Genomic DNA, 15,721 nt, shown 5'->3' with positions numbered 1-15,721 from the left:
TTTTCATGTCAAATCGTTTAGCAGGAAAAGTTGCCATTGTTACAGGTGCCGCAGCCGGAATCGGTAAGGCCATTGCCGAAGCATTCGTCAAGGAAGGTGGTCAAGTTGTTGTGACGGCTGACCATAATGTTGATGGCGGGCAGGCCGTTGCAAGTAGTTTAGGCGACGCTGGGTTATTCGTTCAGCAGAACGTGGCTGAAGAAGCTGACTGGCAAAAGGTGATTGACGCAACAAAGGAAAAGTTTGGTCATGTTGACGTCGTTGTCAACAATGCCGGAATTGGTGGCGCAAACGGCTTCGTTGAAGACTTTAGTTTGGCTGATTGGCAAAAAGTCATCGACATTAACTTAACCGGTAACTTCTTAGGGGTTAAGTATGGGATGAAGGCAATGAAGGAAAACGGTGGGAAGGGTTCCATCATCAACGTATCCTCCGTTGCTGGCTTACGTGGGTTGCCAACAGCTGCGCCATATTCTGCAAGTAAAGGTGGGACGCGGTTGTTGACGAAGGCGGCAGCGTTATCCGCAACTCAAGAAGGGTTGAACATTCGCGTCAATTCCGTTCACCCAGGCTGGGTTGATACAGCCATCATTCCGGACGCAATGCGTGAAGCAGTTACAAAGACCATTCCAATGGGGCACATGGGTCAGCCAGAAGACATTGCAAACATGTGTGTCTTCCTTGCTTCTGACGAATCAGCATACGCAACGGGTGCAGAATTCGTGCTCGATGGTGGGCAAAACGCTTAAAAGTAAAATTTAGACCAATTTTGAAGCACATCGCCTGCGGTGGTGTGCTTTTTTTGTTGGTCTGATCAGATATAACGGCAAGATTACTGATGTTTAGGTTAAAACTGACCGATTGAGATGATGACACGGTAAAGCCGTTAAATAAGCTTTTTGCCATTAACAATCTCAATTAAAGCGTGACTAGACCATTTCGAATTGTGTCAAAATTCATTGAATGATGCGCGATGGGAGAAAACGGCGTTATACCGGCATTAGTTTGTGGGGGTAATTAAAGAGGCCCATTTTGAGGGTTTGCTGGTCCGCACCGTGGTCGGCAAATGCTTTGCTTTGAATGTATGATACAGAAAGCTGTCATGAGGGAGAATAATGATGCTGAAATGACAATGCTTTTAGTGGAAATGTGCGTGAATCTTCAATTGAAAAATAATGGTCGAAAGCGTGAACAAAATCGTTGCCGATTGCAAGAAGCCTGTTATACTAACATATGTAACGTACTTAAAGATTTCTTAATGTTTATTTGGCATTATTCATTATTATTCTAGAGTCGAAGGGAATGGAAGCAGGATGAGTAAGCAACAAAATCGGACTGTGGCAATTGTTGGTGCGCTGAGTGCCGTTTTGGCAGCGGGGGGCACAACAGTTTTTGCTTCACAAACGCGGCCAGCAAACCGGCCACAACAAGAAACAACAAAGCCGTATCATGTTTCATTAAAATCATTGCACGTGCTAAACCAAGCCCAAAGTGGGAAACTGGTCACCTCACAGCATCAGGCAACGGTGCCGACAGAGACCTCTGAAGCAACCATGAAACCCGCTGTTAAGGCAGTCAATAAATCTGTTAAGACGAGTTCAAAGGGTGCCTACACCGTGCAATCTGGTGATACGTTGTGGACGATCAGTGAACAGCTACAGGTCAGTGTTCACGACTTAATGGCGACTAACCAGTTGAAGAATTCAGTTATCCATAGTGGCCAGACACTTCAGGTTCCTGAAACGGCGGGACTGACTGCTGCGGAGGCGGCAGCAAATACAGAAGCTGAGACGACAGCAGAAGCAAACGCAGCCGCAGAGGCGCAAGCCGAAGCACAGGCCGCAAGCAGTGCTGAAGCTGATTCAACGCAGAGCACCGTGGCTGACTCTGCAAGCAGTGACCAGCAGCCTACTGCCACAAGTGCCGCAGTAACCAGTGCGGCGTCAGCAACGGCCCAACCAGCCGCTACAGCAATTTCCTTCCGGGTTACTCGCCAGAGCGCTAAGGCCATATCGTTAACGACGACGCGGGCGACACGAGCCGCTGTAACACCAGTGTCAACGACGGCGCAACCGTCAACGAGCCAAGCAACTAGTGAAGCGACACCAACACCGACCTTGGCTGATTCAGTGAGTGAATCAACAAATGCTGTGGCACCCCAAGTTGTTAACGCGGCGCATACGTATGCTGATCAAGGGGTCAGTTCTGTCCAGGGTGGGGCTTCAACAGCCGGAATGGATGCGTCTGGTCTTGTTCAGCAGGCTTATGCACAGGCCGATGTGACCTTACCGCACAATACTGTTGATCAGGAAGCTTACTTTACCAGCCAATCTGTTAGTGCAGCGCAACCGGGCGACGTTCTCTTCTGGGGTAATCAGGGGCAGACGTATCATGAGGCCATCTACGTTGGCGGAAGTCAGTACGTTTCAGCATCTGAAACGGGAACCACTGTCCAAACGTACACGATGGATGGGCAAACGTTTATGCCAAGTTTTTCGGGAACGCTCCGCCAGTAAACCTTGGAGCAGGCACGATTTGTCAGTGAACGAATATGACAAAATGAATACAAATTTCGAGCGTCTTCGTTGAACGTTTTACAAAGTTTAATTTCCTTGTGTTTCTGTACAGATACACATCCCGATGATACTGATTATTGTTACTAGCAATGAACCGAAAAAATAGAATACAAAATGTTACCAGATGATGTCCGATTAATCGCAGAAAAAATCGCGAGCAAAGTTGTTCACAGACCGGACGAAAGGTGTTATAGTAATTTTTGAAATTTGAAGGGGCTTTTATTGCTTCCGTCATAATCTGGGCTCGAGTGGCTCATAAGATGAAATGGAGTGTTAAAGGTGAGTAACAAAGTAGAAATTCTTGAAGAATACCGTGAAGCCACACAAGAGCTTGAGGAACTTCAGGAAGACTCAGCGGCAGTAGAAAAGAAGGCAGCCTTATCTGACAAGATCGATTCTCTAAAGGGGAAGTGTGATCAGTTAGATGCCATCCTAGAAGCAATGGAAGCAGCTGAGGACTAATTAAATCAGTTATCAAACAAAACGGGAACTTGACCACACAAAGGTCAAGTTCCCGTTTTGTTTTGTTAGTCTGTTAAAACTGGCCCGATTGCAGGGCGGTGTGCAGTGAGTCATGAAGAACAGCCTGGCCCTGAAGCTGTTGGAGCCAGTCGCTGGGGAGGATGGCTAAGCCGTCACGAATCGCAATGAGTCCACCAGCAATGCAGGCAATGGTGTCAGCGTCACCACCGAAGTTAACGGCGGTAAGCATTGTCTCGCGGTAGTTTGTGGGTTGGTTTAGCAGCCAACAAACGACTTCGAGTGTGTCAACGACGTAGCCACTGCTGGTCAGCTGTGCTGGTTGAAGTTGATAAAAGGCGGGGTCAGCCAGGCGCTTAAAGTAGACCATCTGCGCTGTTAAGGCGGGATTGGTGACAGAAGCATTTGTCAATGTCGTTATTGCCGTCTGAATCAGCTGCTGTGGCGCTTGTTGTGGGTTCGTAACCAGTTGGGCAACCATCGCGGTATAAATCAAGCAGGCGACAGTTGAGCGCGGGTGACGGTGGGTTAACTGCGCTAAGTCGATTAACGCGCGCACATGGTCAGGATGATCGAAAATGGCTGTGCCGTCTAAGTGGGTATAGTAGAGTGCAGGCACTAGAAACCGCATTAAGGCGCCGTTACCATTATTTTGTTCGTCATCACTACCCGCATGAAATAGATCGTGGTTTGTCCGGTAATGGGTCAATGCGAGAACTGTTCCGTTTCCCTCGTCAAACGTCCACCCAGCGGGCGTAAAGGCGCCCTCAGTGAGCCAGGCCTCGAAGTTTGTCATTGTGGTCCTTAACTGCTCTTGGGGGGATGTAACGGTGCTCATGGCCGCTAGTGTTGCAAGTGTCATGCTTGTGTCATCAGACTAGGTACCGGGGCGTGTGTCATAGACACCAACGGCCATTTCTGTAACCGGGTGGGTCTGTTGATCTGCAAAGGAATTAAATTGTGCAGGCTGGCCGAGGGCGTCTCCGATGGCACTCCCGTATAAACCAGCAGTTAAGGCGCGGATTGTTGAAATCATGTGGTCACACTTTCTAATGGGCGGTTGTTTCCGTAAACCAAAACGGGTATTGATCAATCATTAAGTAAATATCAAAGAAGCGGGTGCCCATCTCCTCACCGTCGACCTGACCAAATTCGAGCGCTGAGACAGTGAGGTGAATTTCGCGAGCCTTATATTGATGAACAGCCTTGAACCGCAAATGGCGGCCTGTGGGAATCAAACTAAAGAGAAATGCAAAACGCGGCCAAGAAAGTTTCTCCACTACAATTAACGATAACTGGCCGTCTTTAACCGTTGCATTAGGCAAGATGGGTACACCACCGCCAAAGTAGGGATGATTGCTGGTGGTGACAAGAAACCCGTTTGGGAAAATTTCGCGGCGCGTACCGATGTGCACGGTGACCGGAAAACTATCCTGTTGGCCAAGAACGTGAAAAATTTGGCGCAAATAGGCGAGGTTTCCCATGTGCATTCGGTTAAGCGTTTTTTTATCCGTACTATGGTTAGCAGCACTCACAATGGCGGCATCAAAACCAATCCCAACGTTATTAACGAAATAGCGCCGCTCTTTTTTGATTGTTTCTTCATAGCGACCAATGTCTAAGGCTTGTGGGGCACTGGCTGCCAAAACTTGGTTTAACGCTGTGAGTGGCTCTTGGCTAATGTGGGCACCACGAGCAAAGTCATTACCTGAACCGGCCGGAATGTAGGCGATGGGGAGTTGGTGGGCGCTATGAGCGTCCTGAAGACCGTTTAATACTTGATTAAGCGTCCCGTCACCACCAACGACCAGAACAACCTCTGTAACGGTTGATTCCTGATGATGTTTAGCGAATTGTTCCGCTAATAAGGTTGCGTGACCAGCATATTCTGTTTCGGCAAGCGTGTAGTCTACGGATTGGCGCGCTAATTCAGCGGCAATCGTCGTCCAGACATCGGCTGCATGGCCCTGACCGGCGTGGCGGTTTAAGATAATGTAAAAGTGGCGGTTCATGTTGTTTCCTCACAATGCGACATATTATTACAATTAGTATACAAAAATGTTACGAACAGAACGTTAAGTGTTCGTTTTGTTTAGTGTTTCTTAAAGTTAACGGCGTTCGCAGCTAAATAATTGTTCAGAATAATAGAATACCAAATAATGTTGAGATGGCATAAGGGTTGTCCTTGACGAATAAGTAACGCTGTCTAGACTAAAAAATGCCTGCTTTCCTAAATGTAGGAAAGCAGGCATTTACGTTAAATGTTGATGGAGATCCATAGTGGCATTAACGGTTTAGTCTTCGGTTGCTTCAACCGTTTCTTTAGCCTTAGCACCACGAGCACGGTGTGTCTTTTGAGCAGCTGGTTTAGCGGTTGCTTTTTTATTTGTTGAGACAGCTGCTTTGTTTGTACTTGTCATGATGAGTTCAGGCAAGATCAACGGATGACGTTCTGTCTTTTCATATAAGAAAGTTTGTAAATCGTCAATGATGGCAGTGCGGATGGAAGCTTCTGTTGCGTGATCATCCTTCATGGCGCGTCGAATCGTTCTAAAGACGCGACGCCGACCTTCGTTGATCATGTCGCCAGATTCACGCATGTAGACGAAACCACGACTCAACAAGTCAGGACCAGCCTGAATTTCCTTGTTTTTTAAGTCAATGGTTGCAACAACGACCACAAGGCCTTCTTCAGACAGCATTTGCCGGTCGTGGAGCACAACGTTACCGATATCACCAACGCCATTACCATCCACGTAAACGTCACCAGCAGTGAAATGACCAGCAACGCGGGCAGAATCAGCGGTGAGGGCGAGGACGTCCCCGTTTTCCAAGATGAACGAATGATCTTCAGGAACGTCACACAACGCCGCTAACTGCGTGTGAATCTTTTGCATCCGGTACTCACCATGAATTGGCATGAAGTACTTCGGCTTGATTAACCGGAGCATCAGTTCCTGGTCCACCTGACCACCGTGACCAGAGGTGTGAATGTTGTTGATCGCACCATGAATCACTTCGGCACCGGCTTCTTCCAGTTCATTGATTACGCGGTTCACACTGGTTGTGTTACCAGGGATGGGGTTACTTGAGAAAATAACCGTATCGTTTGGCTGGATTGAAATTTGCCGGTGCGTTCCGTTGGCAATACGGGAGAGGGCGGCCATGGGTTCACCCTGGGAACCGGTACAAAGGATCAGGGTTTCCTCAGCCGGCAAATGACGAAGTTCGCTGGCGTCAACGAGCATGTCATCGGGAATGTTAAGGTAACCAAGTTCACGACCGTTTACTAATGCGGCTTCCATTGATCGACCAAAGACAGCAATTTTCCGGTGGTGTTCAAGGGCAGCAGAAGCAGCCTGTTCGATCCGGGAAATGTTTGACGCAAAGGTGGCGAAGATGATCCGCCCATCGATCTTATCAAACAAACTGTGAATGGAGTCGCTGACCCACCGTTCAGACTTCGTGAAGTTTGGCCGTTCGGCATTCGTGGAATCAGAAAGAAGACACAAGACGCCTTCTTCACCTAAACGAGCCATCTTTTGTAAGTTTGGTGAGGGGGTGTTGATGGGGGTCAAGTCAAACTTAAAGTCCCCGGTTTGAACAATTGTTCCAGATGGTGTCTTAACCGCAACACCCAGTGTATCAGGGATACTGTGGGTTGTCCGGAAGAATGAAACGCTTGTCTTTCGGAACTTCAACACCGTGTCTTCATCAATTTCGTGAAGCTCCGTTGTTTGCAACAAGCCGTGTTCTTCAAGCTTATTTTTGATCAAGGCCATTGGCAGGGGACCTGCGTAAATTGGCACATTGATTTGCTGTAGTAAGTAAGGGATCCCACCGATGTGGTCTTCATGTCCGTGAGTAATGACTAACGCCTTAATTTTTGATTCGTTTTGTTTAAGGAAGGAATAGTCTGGAATGACATAGTCAATCCCGAGCAATTCGTCTTCAGGAAACTTAATTCCGGCATCAATAACGATGATTTCATCTTGGAATTGAATGCCGTACGTGTTTTTACCGATTTCGCCCAGACCACCAATGGCGTAAACGGCGGTTTCGTTGTTCTTAATGTTGAGCTTTGCCATAAGCTAAAACTCCGTTAACTTGTAGTTAGCGCTCTGTTGCTCGTATTCTAAAGCGTTGCCTTCAAGTGCTTCAATGAATTCCACGTTGTACGCTGTGTTTTCAGAAACAGTGCTCATGGCAGCAGCTTCGTTATCAGCTTCAACGTATAGGGAACGTGTGTCTTCTCGTTTTGGGTTCCGAATCTTTGTATCTTGGTAGTAAACCTTAAAAATCATGGTAATTATTCTCCTCTATAAATTAATTTGTGTAATCAAAACAACACCGTCCGCAAATGACCCACGGCAGCATTGCTCAAAAATTAAGGTGTTTTATCCCGAACAGCGGTTGTGTCGCCACAACATTTGTCTTTTAGTTTACCATAGCCCTTTGGGGATGTACACCAAACGGGGGTCGTTGCCATGCGGGGCAAACCGAAACTGATGGGGCTGGGATGTAATTATGGTAGAATTAAAGGGAAAACAGGAAGGGTGATAGTCGATGACATTAACAATTACGATTATTGTCGGTGTTGGTGTTGCATACTTGGTCTACCATTACATTCATCAACTCATTGTTCGTCGAGCCACGACCATCGTGAGAGATGATGCCCAGGCGACGACAGAGGCGGCAGTTTCACAAGCGTTGCAACAGTTAGCAAGAGAGGCCACGTTAAGTGAGGGGCAGGATCACTATACGGTGGCCCAAACTGTCGCGGATGTTTGGGGCCGGGGCGTTATGGCGTTTGAATTTACCATTGTGGGTGACGGGCTAACGCCTGCTCAATTGCCAATGCTGCGCCGGCAGTTGAATAATGCACTGGGTGAATACGCGGGTAAACATGAGGTTACCCGTTATTCAGCAGACTCACCAACGTTTGTGGTTACAGATCTATGGCTCTTTGAAGACCAATGGCATGTCGATGTCGCGTACCTAATGAATGAGGCGACCGTCGAGTACATTCGGGATTTAAAACGTCTTAATGCTTCTGAAGTTCCCACCCAAGAAAAACAGGATTAATGAACAAATAAAAATGGCAACGACCTACATTATCTGGGTCGTTGCCATTTTTGATTGTTCATTATTAATAGCTGTGGCGTGGGTTAACCAATTAAAATGGTGCCATCATCAGCGGCGAAGGGATGTTCATGATTAATGTGATCATAGAACAAGGTGCCGTGTAAATGATCAATTTCATGTTGGCAAACAATGGCTGGGTAATTCTTCAGCCGAATCGAGTGAGTCTCACCGTCAACATCTTGGTACCGAAGGGTGATCCGGTCAGCACGGGGAACATAGCCAGGCCGATCTTCATCAACGGATAAACAACCTTCACCCTCAGATAGTGCACCAGCTTGAACTGATTGGCTAACGATAACGGGATTGATGATCACGTCTTTAAAGATTGGGTTATCTTGTGCTTCTTGGGCAGCCTTGACGATATCGTCGTGGTTTTCAGGATCCTCTGGTTCAACCGGGGAGGGAACCAAGACGGCAGCCATCTGAATGGAAACATCCACTTGTGGTGCGGCCAAACCGACACCGGCCCGGAGCTTATACTTTTCAGCGAGGTCAGGATTTTGGCTAACTTCCAAATATTCCATCATGTCAGCAGCAAGCTGGCGGTGCTCCTCACTTAAAGGAAAGGTAACCTTAGCCGCCTGTTTTCGCAAAGTGGGGTTACCATCCCGAATAATGTTGTTCATTAATATCACGTTCGTTCCTCCTCGAGTAGTTCTGCATACTAGTGTAGCATATGCGTGAAAATGGGACTACTACCCATCTTAATTGAATGTGGCCGCCCATGATTTTGTTAATTGCTAAGTGAAACAACAAACAATGCGGATTGTTTCACCGTAATTTTCAGTTGAATTAGTGGGTGATTCACGGCTGGTTTGGGGATGCTTGTGAAAATGGAAAGGGATGAAAGAAATGGTTGAGCCCTGTTAACCGTTCAAGGAAAAGAGTAAAAATCGTGACCTGACGCGGATACGGTTTATTTGTTAGACAAATTTAGCAAAAACTGTCCGAAAGCTTCACAAAGTCGCAGGTGGCTGCCTGATCTATTGTGAACAGATTAACGAGACTGAAAACCCTTGCAAACGGATTCTGCAAAGCGGTACAATAAATTACGAAAGATGAAAGCGCATACATTTGCTTATGAGAAATATTAGACACTGGGCGAATGAACAGCTGTCATCAGATAAAGGAAAGGAATGTGTGCATTATGGCAAACAACGATTCATCAACGGCAATTGTCGATTTCGCTGCAATTAAAAATAACCAAGGCAGTGATTATAAGACGGTGCAAGTATTAGACAGTTCTGCCAAAGTCGTTAATCAAGAGGTCTTTGATAGTTTCAGCAATGACCAATTGGTTGATTTCATGAAGAAAATGGTATGGGAACGTGCATTGCATGAACAAACAATGAGCTTTTCACGTCAAGGTCGGTTAGGCTTTTACGCCCCAACGGCTGGTGAAGAAGCAAGTGAAATGGGGAGTGTTTCAGCATTTGAACCCCAAGACTTCTTATTCCCTGCTTACCGTGACCTTCCTCAATTAATTCAACATGGTGGTTCAGTTGAAAAAGGGTACTTATGGTCACGTGGTCATGTTCTTGGCAATATTTATGATGAAAAATATCGTGCTTGGATGCCACAGATCATTATCGGTGCACAGTATGTTGAAGCTGCCGGTGCTGCTCTAGGAATTAAAAAGAACGGTGAAAAGAACGTCGCCTTTGTTTACACCGGTGATGGTGGGACATCGCAAGGGGACACGTACGAAGGATTAAACTTTGCTGGGGCTTTCCAAGCACCACTTGTTGCCTTTGTTCAAAATAACGGTTTTGCCATTTCTGTTCCACGTGCAAAGCAAACAGCTGCGAAGACACTGGCTCAAAAAGCTGTCGCTGCCGGAATTCCATCTGTTCAAGTTGATGGGATGGATGTTTTGGCCGTTTACGCTGTTTCAAAAGCTGCCCGTGACTATGCGGCAGCAGGGAACGGACCAGTCTTAATTGAAACCTTAACGTACCGGTATGGTGCTCACAGTTCCGCTGGTGATGACCCATCGCGTTACCGGAGTAAAGAAGAAGAAAAACCGTGGCATGATGAAGACCCATTGATTCGGTTACGGAAAGTGCTGACAGATAAGGGCTTATGGTCTGATCAACAAGAAAGTGACTATGTCGACGCATGCAAAGCTGACTTTAAGGCTGCATTGAAGGCTGCGGATGCAGAACCAAAGCAAACCAACGTTGAAATGTTAAAGAATACGTTCGAAGTACCAACTCCGAACATCAAGGCGCAAATTGCCGAATTTGAAGCAAAGGAGTCGAAGTAATCATGGCTACGAAAACTTATATTCAAGCGATTACTGACGGACTTGATCAAGTCCTAAGCGACGATGACAAGACGTTAATCTTCGGTGAAGATGTCGGGAAAAATGGTGGTGTGTTCCGGACAACCCAGGGCTTACAGGACAAGTATGGTGAAGACCGGGTCTTCGATACACCATTAGCTGAATCTGGAATTTTAGGATTAGCAATGGGATTAGCTGCAACTGGCTGGCGCCCACTCCCTGAAATCCAATTCATGGGCTTTACGTTTGAAGCAATCGACTCCATCGCCGGTCAAATGGCCCGGACACGATTCCGCTTTGGTAACACAAAGAACATGCCAATCACCATTCGGACACCATTTGGTGGTGGGACGCATACCGCTGAAATGCATTCCGATAACTTGGAAAACTTCTTTACTGGTGTACCAGGATTACGGGTTGTAACACCATCTAATCCTTATGACGCCAAGGGCTTGATTATTTCCGCAGTTGAAAATAACGACCCTGTATTGTTCATGGAAAACTTGAAACTGTACCGGTCCATGAAGGCTGATGTGCCAGATGGTAAGTACACGGTTCCGTTGGATAAGGCTAAAATTGTGCGTGAAGGAACGGATGTTACCGTTGTTGCGTACAGTGCTGAAGTGAACGAAGCACTGAAGGTTGCTGATAAGTTAGCTGAGGAAAAGATTTCTGTTGAAGTTATCGACTTAGTTTCACTGTCACCAATCGACACAGAAACGATCTTTAAGTCTGTTGACAAGACACACCACGTTGTTGTTGTTCAAGAAGCACAACGCATGGCAGGGGTCGGCGCAACCGTTGTGTCTGACATTGCTGAGAATGCCATCATGTCATTGGACGCTCCAATTGGCCGGGTTGCCGCACCAGACAGCGTTTATCCATTTGCACTGGCCGAAGACGACTGGATTCCAGACGCTGCCGAAATTGAAACTAAGGTTCGCGAAGTGCTCACGTACTAATCTGGTCCTGATCATGATCGTTTAAACGATCAAACAGGCATTGACCTGTTAATTCGATGAAAGGAAGATTTTCCATGTCCTATAAATTCAAACTACCAGAACTTGGTGAAGGGATGGCCGAAGGTGAAATTGCCGCTTGGGATGTTAAAGAAGGCGACAAGGTTGCTGAAGACGAAACCTTAGTGGAAATCCAAAACGATAAGTCTGTTTCTGAATTACCATCACCTGTTTCTGGAACCGTCAAAAAAATCTTTATGCAAGCAGGAGAAACAGCCAAGATTGGTGATGTCCTGGTCGAAATTGATGATGGCTCTGCTGATACTGGTGATGACACACCGGCTGAAGCACCAGCTGCACCAGCAGAAACGCCAGCGCCAGCTGCACCTGTTGCAGAAGCACCGGCAGCACCTGCTGCACCAACCAGTGCCAACCCAGTTTTGAGCGATCCAAACAAACTTGTTTTGGCAATGCCATCAGTTCGACAATATGCTCGTGACAACAACGTGGACATTACCTTGGTCGCTGCATCTGGTAAGCATGGTCAGGTCTTGAAGACTGACGTTGACGCTGCAAAGAATGGTGGCGTTGCACCAGCTGCTGCGCCAGCAACACCAGCCGCACCAGTGCCTGCGAGCGACACGGCTGCTGCACCAATCAAGCCATACGTTTCTGCAACACCTGACCTTGAAACGCGTGAACCAATGTCAATGACGCGGAAAGCCATTGCTAAGGCCATGGTAACGTCTAAGCACACCGCACCACACGTTACATCATTTGATGATGTTGATGTAACGGCTTTGATGGCAAACCGGAAGAAGTACAAGGCTGCTGCCGCAGACCGCGACATTCATTTGACCTTCCTGCCATACATTGCCAAAGCCTTAGTTGCCGTTTTGAAGGACTTCCCAACGCTGAACGCATCCATTGATGACAGCACGCAGGAAATTGTTTACAAACACTACTACAACATCGGGATTGCAACTGATACAGATCACGGTTTGTATGTACCAAACGTTAAGAATGCGGATGCTAAAGGCATGTTTGCGATTGCCAAGGAAATTACGGACAATACGCAAAAGGCCCAAGAAAACAAGCTGTCCGCTGACGAAATGAGTGGTGGTTCCATCACCATCAGTAACGTTGGGTCAATCGGTGGTGGTTGGTTTACACCAGTCATCAACTACCCAGAAGTTGCCATTTTGGGTGTTGGTAAGATCGCGAAGGAACCAATTGTCAACGAAGATGGCGAAATCGTTATCGGAAACATGTTAAAGCTGTCCTTGAGTTACGATCACCGTTTGATCGATGGTGCAACTGCTCAACGTGCGCTGAATGAGTTGAAGCAATTATTGCACGACCCAGACATGCTGTTAATGGAGGGATGATTGAATAATGGCTGATGTAGAACAAAAGGAAACAGTAATCATTGGTGCTGGCCCTGGTGGGTATGTTGCTGCCATCCGCGCAGCAGAATTGGGTCAACAAGTTACGGTGATCGAACAGTCTGAAACGCTTGGTGGTGTCTGTTTAAACGTCGGCTGTGTGCCATCAAAAGCTTTAATTCAAGCTGGTCACCGTTTGCAAGAAGCTAAGGGTGCTGAAACGTACGGGATCACAAGTACGGGTGCCAAAATCGACTTCGCTAAAACGCAAGAATGGAAACAAACCAAAGTGGTTGACCGCATGACGAGTGGGGTTGCCATGTTGCTGAAAAAGCACAAGGTTGAAGTGATCCGTGGGGAAGCAACACTTGATAGTGATACCCAATTACGGGTCATCGCACCAGGTCCAAAGCAATTCATGAGCCGTGACACTGGCCGGACGATTGCGTTTAAAGACTTGATCATCGCGTCTGGTTCACGTCCCGTTGAAATTCCTAACTTTAAGTTTGAAGGTCGTGTTGTGGATTCAACTGGTGGGTTAAACTTGCCAGAAATCCCTAAGGAATTGGTTGTTATTGGTGGTGGTTACGTGGGGACTGAATTAGCTGGTGCTTACGCCAACTTGGGCGCCCATGTCACCATCCTTGAAGGAACACCATCTATCCTGCCTAACTTTGAAAAAGACATGGTTGCCGTTGTTCTGAAGAACTTGAAGGCAAAGAACGTTGATGTTGTGACGAATGCCATGGCGAAGAAGTCAGAACAAGACGACGGTTCCGTTACAGTAACGTATGAAGTGGACGGCGTTGCAAAGACGTTAAAGGCGGATTACTGCATGGTCACGGTTGGCCGGAAACCAAACACGGACAACCTTGGACTAGAATTTACGGACGTTAAGCTCGACAAACGTGGTTTTGTTGACGTTGACGATCAGGGCCGGACAGCCTCACCACACATTTATGCGATCGGTGATATTGTCAATAACGGACCAGCGTTGGCACATAAGGCCTTCTTTAACGCAAAAGTGGCCGTTGGTGCCATTGCCGGCCAACATACTGCCAATGATTACGTAAGCGTCCCAGCCGTTTGTTTTGCTGATCCAGAGTTAGCCTCTGTTGGGTACACCCAAGCAGAAGCGAAGGAAGCCGGCTTAAATGTTGCAACGGCGAAATTCCCATTTGCTGGGAATGCGCGGGCCGTTTCTATGGATGAAGCAGATGGGTTTGTTCGCTTAGTGACAACCAAGGATGATAACACCATCGTTGGTGCCCAAGTGGTTGGCCCAGACGCCAGTGATTTAATTGCTGAATTAAGTTTAGCCGTTAACTCACACATGAACGCTGAGGATGTGGCGTTGACCATTCATCCACACCCAACGTTGAGTGAACCAATTGCAGAAGCTGCTGATATTGCGATCGGTTTCCCAACTCACGTTTAAAAAATGACGCTCAAAAAGATGTCGGTAACGGCATCTTTTTTTGTGGCCGCGAGTCGTTTTGAGTCAACAATAAGTGACAAAATTGGCGTGAATAACGTGGTTTAATGGCGGAATCACTTGCTATTCGGGGCGGCTTGGGTAAAATTACTTATAACTGATTGCACCTTAATCTGGGGGTACGCGATGTGAATTCGCGGGCTTGAATAAGTCAAATAAGGGATGGTTTTATGAAACCTAAAATAGTGGTGTACGGAACGGGATCGTTTAATGAAACACTGGTCACGTCGTTGCTGATGTTGAACGAAGCAATGACGGTTGCTGTAATGGATTCGGCGGATGCAACAACGGCGCAACAGTTGGAGGCAGCCCGGGTTGCTGGTGCCAGCAGTATGAACGTTGATTTAACAACGGGAACCGCAACGGATTTAGTAACGGCGGATGCAGTCGTTATCGGGGATGTTGTTGCAATGGCACCAGAAGCATCGCGTGATGAGACGCTGGCAGCCAGTTTGCCGGTGATTCGTGAATTGATGCGTGAAGCGATGGCGCAGGGCTTTACGGGGAAAATCGTGGTTGCTGGGCAATATGATGGCTTATTAACGTACTTTGCACAGCGCTTTTCCGGGATTAGCGCCGCTAACTGTATTGGGATCGGCACGTTGGCCCATTCCCACATTCTAACAACGACGTTAGCCAAAGCGTTTAACGTTAACTTAACGGCGTTACACGCCTATGTTATTGGAATCGCCAGTCAGCACGTGGTTGCCTGGAGTCGGTCAACCGTTGGCCCGGTTCCGGTGCTTTCATTAATGGCAAACGAGGACATCAATTTTGATGCTGCCCAACTAGGGGACATTGAGCAACGGTTAAACGAAGCCGTCATTTCCAGTAACGATGTGGTTCGGGCACAAGCGGTGATTCGGGTGATCCAAGGACTATTCTTGGAACGGCCACTTGTTGGGACACTGACGAACTTACTAACCACAATGGATGGACAGACCTTACCGTTGAGCACGCCGGTTCGGTTGAATGCGGCCGGCGTGTCAAAATTGGTTGATGTGACGTATTCAGATGTGGAGCAACGCGAACTTGACGACATTAGTGATGTCGTTCGTGAAGCAACACATGACATTGAAACTGGTGGGCTAGGACAGGAGGCGTAACGTGAAGACAAATGAAAATATTGATTTCCCCATTGACCCAGCGTGGTCAACGGATGAAATCGTGACGGTGACAAAGCTGTATGAGCTCGTTCTGGAAGCAAACGAAGGCGGCGTTGACCGTGAGCAGTTATTAGCGGCGTACAATGCGTTTCGGACGGTGATCCCTGCTAAAGGGGAGCAACGTCAGCTCGACCGACAGTTGAGTCAACAAACGGGCATCAGCATTTACCAAACGATGAAACAAGCGGCTGATAGTCATGCACGGCGGTTAGTCATTCAGCAGTAAACAGG

General features: G+C 47.4%; 15 protein-coding genes and 1 pseudogene. 10 read left to right on the top strand and 6 right to left on the bottom strand.

From position 1 onward, the window contains the following. Window positions 1-5: 5 nt before the first annotated feature. The 3 genes from ACRYI5_RS08740 to ACRYI5_RS08730 all read left to right on the top strand — a co-directional run bounded on the left by ACRYI5_RS08740 (window position 6) and on the right by ACRYI5_RS08730 (window position 3,038). A complete protein-coding gene (locus ACRYI5_RS08740; RefSeq protein WP_407878798.1) occupies window positions 6-749 on the top strand; it encodes a glucose 1-dehydrogenase in 744 nt (247 codons plus the stop codon). Window positions 750-1,313: 564 nt separating this feature from the next. After that, window positions 1,314-2,516 (top strand): C40 family peptidase, encoded by a 1,203-nt coding sequence (locus ACRYI5_RS08735; RefSeq protein WP_448225002.1) that lies wholly within the window; start codon window positions 1,314-1,316, stop codon window positions 2,514-2,516. 339 nt (window positions 2,517-2,855) lie between these two features. Beyond that, entirely contained in the window at window positions 2,856-3,038 is a 183-nt protein-coding gene (locus ACRYI5_RS08730; protein WP_407878796.1) for a hypothetical protein, read from the top strand. Between the two features lie 73 nt (window positions 3,039-3,111). On the opposite strand, the pseudogene ACRYI5_RS08725 reads toward ACRYI5_RS08730, so the two are convergent. The 5 genes and pseudogenes from ACRYI5_RS08725 to ACRYI5_RS08705 form a co-directional block, all read right to left on the bottom strand. Next, a pseudogene (locus ACRYI5_RS08725) lies at window positions 3,112-3,921 on the bottom strand (ADP-ribosylglycohydrolase family protein); the annotation flags it as partial. A gap of 12 nt (window positions 3,922-3,933) precedes the next feature. Continuing rightward, complete coding sequence (locus tag ACRYI5_RS08720; protein ID WP_448225001.1) at window positions 3,934-4,092, bottom strand: hypothetical protein; 159 nt, start codon at window positions 4,090-4,092, stop codon at window positions 3,934-3,936. Between the two features lie 13 nt (window positions 4,093-4,105). Beyond that, a complete protein-coding gene (locus tag ACRYI5_RS08715; protein WP_448225000.1) occupies window positions 4,106-5,068 on the bottom strand; it encodes a diacylglycerol/lipid kinase family protein in 963 nt (320 codons plus the stop codon). Between the two features lie 282 nt (window positions 5,069-5,350). Continuing rightward, the gene (gene rnjA / locus ACRYI5_RS08710; RefSeq protein ID WP_407878792.1) at window positions 5,351-7,144 is read right to left on the bottom strand and encodes a ribonuclease J1; all 1,794 of its coding nucleotides are present in this window, start codon (window positions 7,142-7,144) and stop codon (window positions 5,351-5,353) included. 3 nt (window positions 7,145-7,147) lie between these two features. Continuing rightward, window positions 7,148-7,360, bottom strand: a complete 213-nt coding sequence (locus tag ACRYI5_RS08705; RefSeq protein WP_407878790.1) for a DNA-directed RNA polymerase subunit epsilon — start codon at window positions 7,358-7,360, stop codon at window positions 7,148-7,150. A gap of 262 nt (window positions 7,361-7,622) precedes the next feature. Between ACRYI5_RS08705 and ACRYI5_RS08700 the strand changes: the two genes are divergently transcribed. Beyond that, window positions 7,623-8,141 (top strand): hypothetical protein, encoded by a 519-nt coding sequence (locus ACRYI5_RS08700; protein ID WP_448224999.1) that lies wholly within the window; start codon window positions 7,623-7,625, stop codon window positions 8,139-8,141. A gap of 83 nt (window positions 8,142-8,224) precedes the next feature. On the opposite strand, the gene ACRYI5_RS08695 is transcribed toward ACRYI5_RS08700, so the two are convergent. Continuing rightward, on the bottom strand, window positions 8,225-8,836 hold the full coding sequence (locus tag ACRYI5_RS08695) for a peptide deformylase (protein ID WP_407878787.1): 612 nt from the start codon (window positions 8,834-8,836) through the stop codon (window positions 8,225-8,227). 512 nt (window positions 8,837-9,348) lie between these two features. On the opposite strand from ACRYI5_RS08695, the gene pdhA reads away from it, so the two are divergent. The 6 genes from pdhA to ACRYI5_RS08665 all read left to right on the top strand — a co-directional run bounded on the left by pdhA (window position 9,349) and on the right by ACRYI5_RS08665 (window position 15,716). Beyond that, window positions 9,349-10,467: a pyruvate dehydrogenase (acetyl-transferring) E1 component subunit alpha gene (gene pdhA / locus ACRYI5_RS08690; protein WP_407878785.1), complete on the top strand. Its 1,119-nt coding sequence runs from the start codon at window positions 9,349-9,351 to the stop codon at window positions 10,465-10,467. Window positions 10,468-10,469: 2 nt separating this feature from the next. Beyond that, a complete protein-coding gene (locus ACRYI5_RS08685) occupies window positions 10,470-11,447 on the top strand; it encodes an alpha-ketoacid dehydrogenase subunit beta (protein WP_407878783.1) in 978 nt (325 codons plus the stop codon). Window positions 11,448-11,521: 74 nt separating this feature from the next. After that, window positions 11,522-12,832 (top strand): 2-oxo acid dehydrogenase subunit E2, encoded by a 1,311-nt coding sequence (locus tag ACRYI5_RS08680; RefSeq protein WP_448224998.1) that lies wholly within the window; start codon window positions 11,522-11,524, stop codon window positions 12,830-12,832. A gap of 7 nt (window positions 12,833-12,839) precedes the next feature. Further along, the gene (gene lpdA, locus ACRYI5_RS08675; RefSeq protein ID WP_448224997.1) at window positions 12,840-14,267 is read left to right on the top strand and encodes a dihydrolipoyl dehydrogenase; all 1,428 of its coding nucleotides are present in this window, start codon (window positions 12,840-12,842) and stop codon (window positions 14,265-14,267) included. 227 nt (window positions 14,268-14,494) lie between these two features. Continuing rightward, complete coding sequence (locus ACRYI5_RS08670) at window positions 14,495-15,430, top strand: lactate/malate family dehydrogenase (protein ID WP_448224996.1); 936 nt, start codon at window positions 14,495-14,497, stop codon at window positions 15,428-15,430. A gap of 1 nt (window position 15,431) precedes the next feature. Then, the gene (locus tag ACRYI5_RS08665; protein ID WP_407878779.1) at window positions 15,432-15,716 is read left to right on the top strand and encodes a UPF0223 family protein; all 285 of its coding nucleotides are present in this window, start codon (window positions 15,432-15,434) and stop codon (window positions 15,714-15,716) included. Window positions 15,717-15,721 lie beyond the last annotated feature (5 nt).

This window comes from Furfurilactobacillus sp. WILCCON 0119, assembly GCF_053471565.1.
This window is presented reverse-complemented; position numbering and strand designations above follow the sequence as displayed.